Below are 14,036 nucleotides of genomic sequence, written 5' to 3' on the forward strand. Positions count from 1 at the left end.
GAGCCCCGGATTCGAGTATGTCGACGTTCAATGGACTGCCTGCCCATATCCTGCTCAATCATTTCGTCGTTGTCCTGGGTCCGCTGACAGCGGTGCTGGCGATCTTGTGTGTGGTGTGGCCCGCGGCGCGACGCCGGCTGATCTGGCTGGTGCTGCTCCTGGCGGTGGGCACCTTGGTCTTGACCCCGTTGACCACCACCTCGGGCGTCTGGTTGTCGGCCCGTGTCGGTGCGCCGTCGCCGGTGCTCACCAACCACGAGCAGCTCGGCTCCACCCTGATCTACATCGTGGCGGCGCTGGCGGCGACGGTCACGGTGCTGACCGTGCTGCACGTTCGGGAGGCGCGGGGTGTGGACATGAAGCTCACCCTGCACGCCGTGGTCGGGCTGCTGGTGGTCATCGCGGCCGTGGCCACCCTGGTGCAGACCTATCGGGTCGGCGATTCGGGCGCGCGGGCCGCGTGGGGAAACGTCACGTCGGGCCAGTAGTCTTGCCGGACAATCCTTCTCGTCAGGCCCCGCCGAACTGCTGAGCCACGGCGCGGCGGTCCAGTGACCCCTTGGCGGTGTGCGGGAGTGAGTCGGCCTGTTGGAAGGTGGCGGGCACCTCGTACGGCGCCAGCCGGCCCCGGCAGAACTCGGTGAGTTCCTCGGCGCTCGGCGCGGTCGATCCCCGCGCGACGACCACCGCGGCCACCGTCTCGCCGTACATCTTGTCCGGCAGCCCCAACACGGCCGCCTCCAGGACGTCGGGATGGGCGGCCAGCACGCCCTCGACGCGTTCCGGTGAAATCTTCTCGCCGCCGCGGTTGATGAGTTCCTTGATCCGCCCGCGGATGCGCAGATCACCCGCGCTCGACAGCGACCCCAGGTCGCCGGTGCGCAGCCAGCCGTCGGTGAAGTTGGCGGCGGTGATCGCCGGGTCGCCGAGGTAGCCGCGCACCACGGTCGGGCCGCTCAGCCAGACCTCGCCGACTTCTTCGACGGGAAGGGATTGGCCGTCGGGCCCGACGATCCGGATCTGCGGACTGGTCGATCGGCCGACCAGACCCGTTGTCTCGGCTGGGTTTTCGCTTTGCTCGATGTCCGTGGTGGCGACTTGATGCGTGCCTTCGGTCATCCCGAACGCGCACACCGCGGCCGCGCCGAAGGTGTCTTGCAGGGCCGCGGCCGTCTCCGTGGTAAGCGGAGCGCTGCAGCTGCGGATGAAGTGCAGTGCGACCCGTCCGTCATCCGGGCGCTCGGTCTTGGCGCGCTCCAACAGGATCTGGTGGATGGTCGGAACGGCGGTGTACCAGGTGGCCCCGACGGCGTTGATGTCGTCCCAGAAGGTGTGCGCCGAGAACTTCCCTCGCGCGGGCAACAGCACCGTCCCGCCGGATGCCAGCGTCGACAATAGCGCGGCGATCAGACCGTGGCCGTGGTAGAACGGCATCACCGCAACCGTCGCGTCGGCCGGGCCCAGTTGATAGGCGGCGATGATCGCCCGCACCGAACTGGCGATGTTCGTGTGCGTCCACGGGACCATCTTCGGCATGCCCGTGGTCCCGCCGGTGAACATGATCATCGCGTCGTCGTCCTGCAGGCCTTCGGGCGCCGTCACGTCGGGATTCGGCGCTGCCGGTGCATCCAGGTCAACCGACGACGGGGCACCGTCACGGCCGACCGTCACCGCGATCGTCCACCACACCACCCCCGGCTCCTGCGAGGCGGTGGGACCGCCGCCGTCGGCGAGCACCACACCCGCGCCCGCGACCCCGCTGCGGGCGTGCTGGTCGGCGACGGGCAACGCAGGGTCCAGCGGCACCGCGATCAGGCCGGCGCGCGACGCCGCTAACAAGCTGACGACGAACTCGGCATTGCTACCGGACCGCAGCGCGATCCGGTCCCCCGGCCGCAGACCGCCCTCCTTGAGCTGCTTGGCCAGGTCATCGGCCAGCCGGACCAGCTCGCCGTAGCTGATGGGCCTGCGCTCGGGCGTCGCGACCAGCGCCGTCGCCTCGGGTTGACGGATTGCCGCCGCCGCGACCAAATCGGCGATGCTCGGGGATTCGCCGGTCAAGTCCGACGACGGGGTGATCAACTCAGACATCGCCATGGTCCTTCCGCTTTCTCGCATGTGTAACAGCACCTGATTGCACGATGCAGAGAAACCTCCCTGTTCGTCCAATACTGTTCAGCTCACGATCGATAATCGGTGGCTATCGATCGGCGGCCCGGCGGTCGATAACCTCCGTGAATCGCTGCATAGCGGCACGGTCTTGGACAGCGGCGGGACACCCGGACCACAGTGGTGACGACACGCACGGATACACGAGGAGTCGGGACATGACCACACTTTCGACATCGTCCACCGGGGCACCGGCAGGGGCGGAGGACACCGCCCTGACCGACGGCTTTCATCTCGTCGTCGACGCGCTGGCGGCCAACGACATCAACACCATCTACGGGATCGTCGGCATCCCGATCACCGACCTCGCCCGTGTCGCGCAGGCCCGCGGGATGCGCTATATCGGTTTCCGGCAGGAGGCTTCCGCCGGCAACGCCGCCGCGGCCGCCGGGTTTCTCACCCGCCGTCCCGGGGTGTGCCTGACGACATCCGGGCCCGGGTTTCTCAACGGTCTGCCCGCACTGGCCAATGCCACCACGAACTGCTTCCCGATGATCCAGATCTCGGGTTCGAGCAATCGAGCGCTGGTCGACTTGCAACGCGGCGACTATCAGGACCTGGATCAGCTCAACGCCGCACGGCCTTTCGTGAAGGCGGCCTACCGGGTCGAGCGGGTCGAGGACATCGGCCTGGCCATCGCGCGCGCGATCCGCGCCGCCGTTTCCGGCCGGCCCGGCGGCGTCTACCTGGACATCCCCGGCGCGGTGCTGGGTCAGGCCATGGATGCCGTCGAGGCATCCCAAAGTGTTTGGCGGGTAATCGATCCCGCACCTCGCCAGCTGCCGGCGCCGGAGGCGGTCGATCGCGCGCTGGACGTGCTCGCGCGGGCGCGCCGGCCGCTGATCGTCCTCGGCAAGGGTGCCGCATACGCGCAAGCCGACGCCGTGATCCGGGATTTCGTCGAGTCCACCGGGATTCCGTTCCTGCCGATGTCGATGGCCAAGGGGCTGCTGCCGGATTCGCATCGCCAGTCAGTTGCGGCCGCCCGGTCGGCGGCCATCGCCCGCGCCGATGCGGTGTTGCTGGTCGGCGCCCGACTGAATTGGCTTCTGGGCCATGGTGAATCGCCGCAGTGGGCCGTCGACGCCAAGTTCGTGCAAGTCGACATCGCGGCGTCGGAGTTCGACAGCAACCAGCCGATCGTCGCGCCGCTGGCGGGCGACATCGGCTCGGTGATGTTTGCGTTGCGTGACGGCCTGGCCGCCCGCCCGTTCGCGGTACCGACGGAATGGACCGATGAGCTGGCCGAACGCCGAGCGCGTAACGACGCCAAGATGAGCGAACGTCTCGCCGAAAACCCGCACCCGATGCGGTTTTACAACGCCCTGGGCGCGATTCGTTCAGTGCTGCAGGCGAATCCGGAAGTCTACGTGGTCAACGAGGGGGCCAATGCGCTGGACCTGGCCCGCAACGTGATCGACATGGAGCTGCCGCGGCACCGCCTCGACACCGGGACCTGGGGGGTGATGGGCATCGGCATGGGCTACGCGATCGCCGCCGCGGTCGAGACGGGCCGGCCGGTCGTCGCGATCGAAGGGGACAGCGCATTCGGCTTCAGCGGCATGGAGATCGAGACCATCTGCCGCTACCGGTTACCGGTGACAGTCGTGATCCTCAACAACGGCGGCGTCTACCGGGGCGACGAAGCACCCACCGGGGACCGTCCCGCCCCCACCGTGCTCAATGCCGGTGCGCGGCACGAGCTGCTCGCAGAAGCATTCGGCGGCAAGGGATATCACGTCACCACCCCGGCAGAGTTGCAGTCGGCGTTGACCGAGGCGCTCGCGTCGAACGGCCCGTCGCTGATCGACTGCGAACTCGACCCGGCGGCCGGGGTGGAGAGCGGCCATCTGGCCAGTCTCAACCCGACCAGTGCCGTCAACCGCAAGCCGGCGGTCAGCGCCGGCGGGTAACCCCCAGCAGCTGGGCATTGAAGAACTCGTCCAGCGCAAGCTCGTGCGCGGACGCGACGAGCGCCCGGGCGACCGGCGATCCGGGCCCGGAGGCATTGGTGGCCAACGTAATCTCGGCTTTCACGACCGGGTCGACCATCTCGACCGCGCGAATCTCTCCGCCCAGCGACGAGGTCCACAGCCAGGTGTGCGGAACGATGCACGCCCAGTTGCCGGAGGCTACCTGCGCGAGTAATGAAGCCACCGAGTCGGTTTCGACCTGCGGGGTGACGGTGATGCCGTGATCCGCGAACGCCTCGTCGATGATCTGACGGTCTCGCATGTCGGCGCTCAGCAATGCCAGCGGCAGCTGCGCTGCGTCCGGCCAACGCAACGTCGATGCGGCCGCGGGCACCATGTCCGCCGGTGACAGCAGCACGTAACGCTCGGCGTAGAGCGGCACCAGGTCCACGTCGTGGGCGTCTTCGTGCGACGCGTGCACGATGGCGGCGTCGAGCTCGAATTCGCGCAGCCGCCGATACAGCTCAGTGGCGGCCAACCGGGAATTGATCTGCACTTTGACCAAAGGATGCGCCGAGCAGAAGGCCGAAAGCACCAGCGACGCCGTCGTCGACGCAGTGGGCACGGTACCCAGCCGAAGCGTCCCGGTGATCCCCGACCGCACGGCATGCACCTCGGCCTTGAACGCGTCGTGCTCGGCCAGAATCCGCTTGGCCCACACGACCAGTCGCTCCCCTTCAGGGGTGAGGCCTTCGAAGCTGTGCCCGCGGTTGATCAACGTGACATTTAGTTCCCGTTCCAGCTTGGCGATCGCGGCGGACAGCGCGGGTTGCGACACGTAGCACTTCTCGGCCGCCCGAGCGAAGTGGCGCTCCTGGGCGACCGCGACGAAGTACTCCAGCTGACGAAAGAGCACCGCACCTCCTCGGTCTGGCGGCACCGATTCCGGGTGAGGTTAACACTTCTTGTTGTTGAAGCCATGGCGTTCAGCTGGCCTGCCCACAGCCGGGTTGTTGCGCAGAAACGTCCAGTTTTGGCACGACAAGTCGCCGTTGGCCCGAATAGTGTTCTAGCTCAACGGCATCGGCGTATCACCACCCGGCAGGTCCAGGAAGTCGCGCTGCATGTCGATCAGCACCAACGCCGCCGAGCCCGCGGGTGGGTGGATGTCGTGATGCCCGCTCTCTTTACCGACCACGGCCCGAGACGGGATCGAACTCGACCGGCGATCAGATCGTTATCCCGAAGATGAGGCGGGAGTGTCATTGTTTGCTAAAACCCGTAATGGTTGGACAGCCAGTAGAATATGGTCGTGTTGATCGCACCATCTCGGAAGGTTGACGCCATGCGTCGTGGGTTTCGTTATCTATTTGTTATGGTCGCGATCACGAGCTTGGGCGCGGTTGGATCCGGCTCCCAAGCGGTCGCCTCGGTCCCGGTACCCGAACCAACGCCCGTCATTGCCTCGATTTTGCCGGCCGACGGCGCGGTGGTCGGAGTCGCACACCCGGTTGTCGTGACATTCACCGCGCCGGTGACCGACCGTGCCGCGGTCGAACGGTCCATCCATGTGGCTTCGCCGAGCAATATCTCGGGCCACTTCGAGTGGCCCGAGATCAATGTCGTGCAATGGGTTCCGAACCAGTACTGGCCCGCCCACAGCCACGTTTCGGTCGGCATCCAGGAGCTGACAACGGGCTTCGACACCGGCGACGCATTCCTCGGTGTCGCCAGCATCTCCGGCCACACCTTCACCGTCAGTCGAGACGGGGAAATTCTGCGCACGATGCCCGCTTCAATGGGTAAGCCGGCCCGCCCGACACCGGTCGGCAGCTTCACCGCTCTCGAGAAACAACGCAGCGTGGTTATGGATTCGCGGACCATCGGCATCCCGCTGAGCGCCCCCGACGGCTACAAGATCACCGCCCAGTACGCGGTCCGGGTCACCTGGAGCGGCGTTTACGTGCACTCGGCACCCTGGTCGGTCGACTCGCAAGGCCACGCCAACGTCAGCCACGGATGCATCAACCTGAGCCCGGACAACGCCGCGTGGTACTTCAACAACGTCAACGTCGGCGACCCCATCCAGGTCATCGCGTAGCAGCCCCGATACACCAGCAAATCTGCAATGCCGCGGTGGTAGCGGCGCTCAACCGTGCTGTGGCCACGGTCACAGTAATCCAGTGGAAGACTCGTAGCGAGCCGATGGTTTGCGCTAAAGGGTCGTCCGAACGAGAGGCTGGGCATGACTAGTGACGCGAAGGTCGAGAACGGCACCGATGCGAGTGCGAAGGTCACACCACGGGAACGAGTAGCCGAGCGGATCAGCCGGGTGGAGGCGACCGACGAGCAATACCGCAACGCCAAACCCGATCTCGCGCTCGAGGCAGCGGCCCGCCAACCCGGCCTTCGGCTGCCCCAGATCCTGGAGATGTTCGTCGAAGGCTACGGCGACCGCCCCGCATTGGGGCGGCGTGCCCGCGAGCTGACGACCGATCCCGCTACCGGCCGCACCAACAGCCGGCTGCTGCCCCGATTCGACACGATCAGCTACCGCGATCTGTGGGCCAGCGTCCGCGCGGTCGCCACGGCGTGGCGGCGTGACGAGGCCAACCCGGTGTCCCCGGGTGACGTGGTTGCCACCCTCGGCTTCGCCAGCCCCGAGTACCTGACGCTGGATCTGGTGACCAGCTACCTCGGCCTGGTAGCGGTACCGCTGCAACACAACGCGGCCGCCTCTCGGCTGCAGCCCATCGTTGCCGAAATCGAACCCCAGGCACTGGCCACCGGCGCGGGGTATGTCGACCTCGCCGTCGAGGCGGCGCTGGGTAGCACGTCGTTGCGCCGCCTGGTGCTCTTCGACTACCAGCCCGAGATTGACGAACAGCGGGAGAACGTGGAGCGCGCGCAGGCGAAGCTGGTCGAGGCCGGCATGGCGGTGACCATCGAGACCTTCGACGAATTGGTCGAGCGGGGCCGCGCATTGCCGCCGGAGCCGGTCTACACCGGCGACACCGACGAGCGGCTGGCCATGATCATGTACACCTCAGGCAGCACCGGGCTGCCCAAGGGCGCCATGCAGACCGAACGCATGGTCTTGAAGCTGTGGACCAACGAGATGTACCCGGAATTTGCCGACGTGCCGGTGATCAACGTCAACTTCATGCCGCTCAACCACGTCGGCGGACGCATACCGCTGGCGTCGTCGTTCCAAGCCGGCGGCACCAGCTACTTCGTGCCGGAAAGCGACCTATCGACGTTGTTCGACGACTGGAATCTGGTGCGCCCCACCGAAATGGGCATGGTTCCGCGCGTGGTCGAGATGCTGTACCAGCGCTACCAGAGTGCGGTGGAGCGACTCATCGGGCAGGGCACCGAGCCCGACGAAGCCGATATCCAGGCGAAAGCCGAATTGCGCGAACAGGTTCTGGGGGGCCGGGTAATCACCGCCTTCTCCACCACCGCGCCGCTGGCCGCCGAGATGAAGACCTTCATCGAATCCTGTTTGGACGCACACGTACTCGACGGCTACGGCCAGACCGAATTGGGCATGGTCTACAAGGACGGTGTGGTAGTGCGGCCGCCGGTCATCGATTACAAGCTGATCGATGTGCCCGAATTGGGTTATTTCCACACCGACAAGCCGCATCCGCGCGGCGAGCTGTTGGTGAAGTCGGAGACCGCATTCACCGGATACTTCAAGCGCCCCGACGTGACGGCGAATGCGTTCGACCCGGACGGCTACTACCGCACCGGGGACGTGATGGCCGAGGTGGAACCCGATCACCTTGTCTATGTCGACCGGCGCAACAATGTATTGAAGTTGGCACAAGGCGAATTCGTCGCGGTGGCACAACTGGATGCGGTCTTCAGCGGCGCCGCCCTGGTACGGCAGGCCTTCGTCTACGGCAACAGCGAACGGCCGTACCTGTTGGCCGTCGTGGTCCCGACTCTCGAGGCCGAGGAACGATTCGCCGGTGATCCCGACGGCCTCAAGGCCGCGCTGAGCGAATCCCTGCGCCGCACCGCCACAGTTGCGGAGCTGCAGTCCTACGAAATCCCCGCGGACTTCATCGTCGAGTCCGAACCGTTCAGCGAAGACAACGGCCTGCTGTCGGGCGTCGGAAAGCTGTTGCGGCCCAAGCTCAAGGAGCACTACGGTGCCCGGCTCGAAGAGCTCTACGCCGAACTCGCCGCCACCCGGACGGCCGAGTTGCGCTCGCTGCGCGAAGGCGCGGCGGACCGGCCGGTGATAGATACCCTGACGCGCGCCGCCGAGGCGCTGTTGGGGTTGCCCGGCGGCCCGCCGCGGCCGGATGACCAATTCCTGGACTTGGGCGGCGATTCGCTGTCGGCGCTGACCTTCTCCAACCTGCTGCAGGACATCTTCGATGTGGAAGTGCCGGTAGGCCAGATCATCAACCCGGCTTACGACCTTCGCCAACTCGCGGAGTACGTGGAATCCGAACGTGATTCGGGCGCTGCCCGGCCCGCCTTCTCCACGGTGCACGGCCGCGGCGCCACGGAGGCCCGAGCGTCCGAACTCACCCTCGACAAGTTCATCGACGCCGCGACCCTGGCCGAAGCCCCGACGCTGCCGCGCGCCACCGGCACAGCGCATACGGTGCTGCTGACCGGTGCCAACGGCTACCTCGGCCGCTTCCTGACGCTGGAATGGCTTGAGCGGCTTGCCGAAAGAGGCGGGAAACTGATCACCATCATCCGCGGCACGGACGCCGAGGCTGCGGGCAAGCGGCTGGAGACCGTTTTCGACAGCGGCGACCCGCAACTGCTATCGAGGTACCGCGCGCTGGCCGCCGACCACCTCGAGGTCGTCGTCGGCGATATCGCTGAGCCGAAACTTGGCCTGGATCAAGCGACTTGGGAGCGCCTGGCGCGCGACGTCGACATGATTGTGCACCCGGCCGCGCTGGTCAACCATGTCTTGCCGTACGACCAGCTGTTCGGCCCCAACGTGGTCGGTACCGCGGAATTGATTCGCCTGGCGATCACCACGCGAATCAAGCCGGTAACCTACATGTCGACGGTCGCGGTGGCCTTTTCGGTCGATCGCGCGAAGTTCGCGGAGGACGGCGATATCCGCACCGTCAGCGCGGTGCGTCCCGTCGATGACAGCTATGCCAACGGCTACGCGAACAGCAAGTGGGGTGGCGAGGTGCTGCTCCGCGAGGCGCATGACCTGTGCGGATTGCCGGCCGCGGTGTTCCGGTCCGACATGATCCTTGCGCACAGTCAGTACGCCGGACAGTTGAATGTCCCGGATGCGTTTACCCGGTTGATCTTCAGCTTGCTGGTGACCGGCATCGCGCCGTCGTCGTTCTACCAAACCGACGCGCAGGGAAACCGGGTGGTGGCGCACTACGACGGTCTGCCCGCCGACTTCGTAGCGGAGTCGGTCACCACGCTGGGCGAGCAGACGGCGACGGCCGGAGAATACCGGTCATTCGACGTGATGAACCCGCATGACGACGGCATCTCGCTGGACGTCTTCGTGGACTGGTTGATCGCGGCCGGCCACGACATCCGGCGCCTCGATGACCACGACGAGTGGTTCGGGCGTTTCGAGACGGCACTGCGCGCACTACCCGACAAGCAGCGTCAGCAGTCGGTACTGCCCCTGCTCGACGTGTACCGCAAGCCGGAGGCGCCGCTGCGCGGCGCGGTGCAGGCAGCCAAAATCGGTGCGGACAAAGACATTCCACACTTGTCACAGCAGCTGATCGAAAAGTACGTGTCGGATCTGCGGCTACTCGGGCTGGTCTAGCCCGAGACGCTAATCGTGCAAACCGTTCTTGACCGCGGTGTCCTGCTTGCGGCCGACGTCGATCGCGATCGCCGGGTCGATCGGATCATTGGGTGCGCTGTCGAATTCCAGGTTGATCAGCGCCCTGCCCTCGGTGAACAGCAACACCGCGATGGCCTGCGAGTTGTCCGACGAGGTTCCCGAGATCATTGCGCCGTTGGAGCCGACGTCGACGGGCTGCCAGGCGCCGGGGACCTTTTTTGCGTAGTTCGCTTTGGTGTTCTCCAGGGCGGCCGCCGCCGTCGCGGGATCGGCGACGACCAAGATGGTGTCCCCGATGCGCCGGCTGTTGTCGGCGTTGACGAACAGTTGAGCAACGCCGGTCGTGTTGTTGGAATTCAGCACCGGCGGTTGCGGTGCGGTGAAATCGTCGCCGACATCGCCGGGCTGGATCAGCAGTGCGCTGTAATCCGGGGGAGGTCCGGTCGGGGTGCTGACCACCGGCGTCTTGGACGGGGGAGCCGAAGTCTTGCCGCCGTTGCCGCAACCGGTGATCACGATGCCGACCACGAGGGTAGCGGCCACCCATCCGGTGGCAGTCATCCGAGCACGTCCCATGGGCATCCCTTCCGAGGAGAACAGGGCCAGCGCATATGAACATACGCGCACGCAGTAATCGACAGGTGCGGGTTGGCGCCTATCCTGGCGCAGGGCCGCCGGGACAAAAGCGTGTTAAGGAGATCTGAGATGACGGCTACAGTGGCGCGCGCGGTACAGTTCGACCGCTACGGAGACCGTGACGTGCTGTACATAGCAGATATCGACATGCCGGTACCCGGCGAGGGTGAGGTGGTGGTCGAGGTTCGAGCCGCCGGAATCAACCCCGGCGAGGCCGCGATCCGTTCGGGAGCGATGCACGAGATGTTCCCCGCCACGTTCCCGTCCGGGGAAGGCAGCGACCTCGCCGGCGTCGTCACGGCCATCGGGTCCGGGGTCACCGAATTCGCGATCGGCGACGAGGTACTGGGGTTCAGCTTCCGGCGATCAAGCCATGCCACCCACACCGCCGTCCCGGTGGACCAATTGATCCGCAAGCCGCCCCAATTAAGTTGGGAGGCAGCGGGTTCCCTCTATGTCGTCGGTGCGACCGCATACGCCGCCGTGCGCGCGGTCGCACCGCAGCCGGGCGAGACCGTCGCCGTGTCGGCGGCCGCCGGCGGTGTCGGCAGTCTCGTCGTCCAGCTGTTGGTCCTTCGCCAGGCGCGCGTGCTGGGTATCGCCGGCGAGGGCAACGCCGAATGGCTGCAGTCACACGGCGTCATCCCAATCGCCTACGGCCTTGATTTTCAAGGGTTGGCCGAGCGGCTGCGCGAGGCGGCGCCGAGCGGAATCGATGCCTTCATCGATCTGTTCGGCCCGGACTACGTCCAGTTGGCCGTCGATCTTGGGGTGGCACCGCAGCGCATCGACACGATCATCTCCTTTCAGAAGGCGGGCGAAGTCGGTGCCAAAACCGAAGGCAGCACCGACGCGTCCACCCCGGAAGTACTGTCCGAGATCGCCGACCTGATCGTCAGCGGCGCTGTCGATTTCGACATCGCCGCTACCCTTCCGCTGGATCGGGTGGCCGATGCCTTCGAGGAACTCGAACGCCGGCACACGCACGGCAAGATCGTGCTGCTGCCTAACGGTTCGTGCTGACCGTCAGCCGACGCCAAGCTCGATGAGCTTCATCACCACGAAGACGACGGCCAGCACCAGGTAGCCGCGCAGGATCAATAGTCCGGTCCGGTGGATAGGTGAAAGGGCTGGGCGCTCAAGAGAACTCAGTTTCGGGGTCTGCCAGTTTTTCTGCTCTTGCCGGCGCAGCGCCCGCCTTTCGGCTCGACCGACCGGCGAGCCGAGTTTGGCCACCCGCGTGTCCCCGTACCACTGGTCGCCGATGATCGCCACGGCGCAACAAAGTACGCCGATTGCCGCACCGACCGCGAGCCCGCCCTCGAGGCTGGCCGTGGACAGAGCCGGGAAGAATGTGGTCGCCGTCAAGGCCAGCGACAGCAGCACCAGTGCCCACACGATCGCCCACGCAACGACGTTCTGCCGCAATGTGTTCACCCACGGTCCCAGGATCGCCCGGTCATTGCAGAGCAACACCAGGAACACCGTCGCCGACGGCAACAAGACACCCGCCAGCGCCTGCACGCCCTGGGTGACCAGCCCTAGGATGTGATCGGGGCTGAACGCCACCGCGGCCGACGCCCCGAGCAACAGCGCATAGCCACCGTAGAACCATGGCGCCTCGCTGATCTTCCAGTGCAGCGAGTGTCGCTGGCCCATGGTGTCACCGATGGCGTAGGTGGTGGCCAGTCCGACTGCGTTGGCCCCGATCAGCGAACCGTCGAGCAGGACGATCGCGAACAACGCCCCGACCGGGTGGCCCAGCCCGCTGGCGACGGCGCCCGCATCGGTGAACTCGCCGGCACTTGGGGTGATACCGAAGGCGGTCACCGCCATCAGCAGAGTCCCCCCGGCGATGACGACGATGATCCCGATGATCAAATCCGCTCGCGCGTAAGGAATCCAGCGCGCGGTGATGCGCTTGTCCACCACATTGGACTGTTGGAAGAATAACTGCCACGGCGCGACTGTGGTCCCCACGATCGCGATGACCAGAAGCAGGACGGTGGAGTTCAGTCCGCCCGGGAAGTGTGGAACAAGACCGGCGGCAGCTACTTTCGGACTCGGATGCACCAGCAGCACCATCGGGATCATCGCGACGTTCACCGCGATCAGCAGGAACATCAACGCTTCCCAGCGCCGGAACGAGCCCCCGGCCACCACGGCGAAAAGGAGTACGGCGGCAGCGGGGACAGCAATGATCTTCGGGCAGCCCAGGAATCCCAACGCCAGTGCGACGCCGATGAATTCGGTGACGATTGTCAGCGCATTCAGAACGACCAGATCGCCGACGCTGAATGCTCCCCAGAACTTTCCGAACCGCTCGAATATCAGGCGTGCGTGCCCGACTCGGGCGACCGCACCCAATCGCAGCACCATCTCCTGGTTCACGTACAGCACCGGGATCAGCAGGGCCAGCGTCCACAGCAGGTTCATCCCGTAGTCCTGACCGGCTTGCGCGTACGTCGCGACGCCACCGGCGTCGTTGTCGCCCACCATGACAATCAAACCGGGCCCGGTGATGACCATCAGCGTTCGTAACCGCCGCCACCAGCCACGCAACGCGCGGTCGTCGTCTCGGCCGATGCGGCCGAACGCTCCGACGATGTCGCCGGTGTGTGCGGAATCCATTACGGACCAGTCATTCTGCCGGGTGGAAGTCAAAGTCATGGCTTTCTCGCTCTCAGGAGTCGGGCTGTACGGACTGGGCGTTCAACGTGCCCCAGCGGCGGGCTGCCAAAGTCGCGCCCGCCGCTGGGGACCGCTGGCGGAACGAATCACCGGCAGTTGCCCACACCGTCCGATGACTCTCCACCCGGCGCGGCCGAGAGCACGGCGATCGGCGTCAGCGACACATACAGGTTCGCCCGCTCTTCGAGCGTCGGAATGTGCATGGCGCACAGCCTGCTGGTCAGCAGCCGACCCGCACGCAGCATCGACCGTCCGCGCAACCTTCCACGTCCGCGAACACGCGGCACTACAACAAAAGTCATGATCTTCCCCCTGTCGGAAGTCTGACCGGTTCGTCGGCACGCCAAATGCATCCGGCATTCGCCGGCACCCGCTGACCGTGAATGCGGTTGCGGGACAGCACAAATTGAGCTGCGTCAGCAGAATGAAATGCCGCAACCGGTTCGGTTCAAGATGGATTTCGGATAGGAACTATCGCCTGGACTCATCTCGCCCTCACCTCCTCACGGCCATGACACACGGGGGTGTCGTCACATCACACGCGGGAGAGGTACGAATGGCGGGCCACGAGCCCGCCGGCCGCACCCCTCTCGTCGGAGCTTCGGCACTGCACGGCGTATCTGGATTAGCCCATGGCCGCGACCCGCGCGCCCGGCTTCGCCGCGCTTGCGATCGCTCCTCGTCCAGAAGCCACTTGGGCTCAACCCTTGTGTCCGGGAAGAGCTGTCCTGACCCGGGGCGTCTCTCGACGTTCGGGGTCAGTGGCCTGTGTCCGTGCAGACCCCTCACCTACCGAGGTGCTTGCCCGTCCATGCTGGCAC

Annotated in this window: 11 protein-coding genes and 1 riboswitch; of the genes, 5 read left to right on the forward strand and 6 right to left on the reverse strand. The window is 65.9% G+C overall.

What is annotated here, in order from left to right:
• Window positions 1-17 precede the first annotated feature (17 nt).
• Window positions 18-488: a DUF2231 domain-containing protein gene (locus G6N54_RS17635; protein ID WP_163791221.1), complete on the forward strand. Its 471-nt coding sequence runs from the start codon at window positions 18-20 to the stop codon at window positions 486-488.
• Between the two features lie 22 nt (window positions 489-510).
• On the opposite strand, the gene G6N54_RS17640 is transcribed toward G6N54_RS17635, so the two are convergent.
• Window positions 511-2,091 (reverse strand): FadD7 family fatty acid--CoA ligase, encoded by a 1,581-nt coding sequence (locus G6N54_RS17640; protein ID WP_179969081.1) that lies wholly within the window; start codon window positions 2,089-2,091, stop codon window positions 511-513.
• 236 nt (window positions 2,092-2,327) lie between these two features.
• Here G6N54_RS17640 and oxc point away from each other — a divergent pair, with 236 nt between their 5' ends.
• Entirely contained in the window at window positions 2,328-4,082 is a 1,755-nt protein-coding gene (oxc, locus tag G6N54_RS17645) for an oxalyl-CoA decarboxylase (protein ID WP_163791223.1), read from the forward strand.
• On the opposite strand, the gene G6N54_RS17650 is transcribed toward oxc, so the two are convergent.
• Together G6N54_RS17650 and G6N54_RS31145 are read right to left on the reverse strand one after the other, a co-directional pair.
• A complete protein-coding gene (locus G6N54_RS17650) occupies window positions 4,066-4,998 on the reverse strand; it encodes a LysR family transcriptional regulator (RefSeq protein WP_163791224.1) in 933 nt (310 codons plus the stop codon). The two genes, oxc and G6N54_RS17650, sit on opposite strands and share 17 nt — an antisense overlap.
• A 153-nt stretch (window positions 4,999-5,151) precedes the next feature.
• On the reverse strand, window positions 5,152-5,280 hold the full coding sequence (locus G6N54_RS31145; protein ID WP_264078207.1) for a hypothetical protein: 129 nt from the start codon (window positions 5,278-5,280) through the stop codon (window positions 5,152-5,154).
• Between the two features lie 147 nt (window positions 5,281-5,427).
• Here G6N54_RS31145 and G6N54_RS17655 point away from each other — a divergent pair, with 147 nt between their 5' ends.
• Together G6N54_RS17655 and car are read left to right on the forward strand one after the other, a co-directional pair.
• A complete protein-coding gene (locus G6N54_RS17655) occupies window positions 5,428-6,183 on the forward strand; it encodes a L,D-transpeptidase (protein WP_163791225.1) in 756 nt (251 codons plus the stop codon).
• A 144-nt stretch (window positions 6,184-6,327) separates the two neighbouring features.
• The gene (car, locus tag G6N54_RS17660; protein WP_163791226.1) at window positions 6,328-9,867 is read left to right on the forward strand and encodes a carboxylic acid reductase; all 3,540 of its coding nucleotides are present in this window, start codon (window positions 6,328-6,330) and stop codon (window positions 9,865-9,867) included.
• A gap of 9 nt (window positions 9,868-9,876) precedes the next feature.
• On the opposite strand, the gene G6N54_RS17665 is transcribed toward car, so the two are convergent.
• Window positions 9,877-10,464: a hypothetical protein gene (locus G6N54_RS17665; protein ID WP_372513189.1), complete on the reverse strand. Its 588-nt coding sequence runs from the start codon at window positions 10,462-10,464 to the stop codon at window positions 9,877-9,879.
• A gap of 129 nt (window positions 10,465-10,593) precedes the next feature.
• Here G6N54_RS17665 and G6N54_RS17670 point away from each other — a divergent pair, with 129 nt between their 5' ends.
• Window positions 10,594-11,547 carry an NADP-dependent oxidoreductase gene (locus G6N54_RS17670; RefSeq protein WP_163791228.1) on the forward strand — a complete coding sequence of 318 codons (954 nt, stop codon included), beginning with the start codon at window positions 10,594-10,596 and terminating at the stop codon, window positions 11,545-11,547.
• Between the two features lie 3 nt (window positions 11,548-11,550).
• On the opposite strand, the gene G6N54_RS17675 is transcribed toward G6N54_RS17670, so the two are convergent.
• Together G6N54_RS17675 and G6N54_RS29550 are read right to left on the reverse strand one after the other, a co-directional pair.
• Entirely contained in the window at window positions 11,551-13,194 is a 1,644-nt protein-coding gene (locus G6N54_RS17675; RefSeq protein ID WP_163791229.1) for an NRAMP family divalent metal transporter, read from the reverse strand.
• A gap of 107 nt (window positions 13,195-13,301) precedes the next feature.
• Window positions 13,302-13,460, reverse strand: a complete 159-nt coding sequence (locus tag G6N54_RS29550) for a hypothetical protein (RefSeq protein ID WP_170313058.1) — start codon at window positions 13,458-13,460, stop codon at window positions 13,302-13,304.
• A gap of 333 nt (window positions 13,461-13,793) precedes the next feature.
• Window positions 13,794-14,019: riboswitch (M-box (ykoK) riboswitch) on the reverse strand.
• Window positions 14,020-14,036 lie beyond the last annotated feature (17 nt).

Origin of the sequence: Mycobacterium stomatepiae, from assembly GCF_010731715.1 — a bacterium.
GTDB lineage: Bacteria > Actinomycetota > Actinomycetes > Mycobacteriales > Mycobacteriaceae > Mycobacterium > Mycobacterium stomatepiae.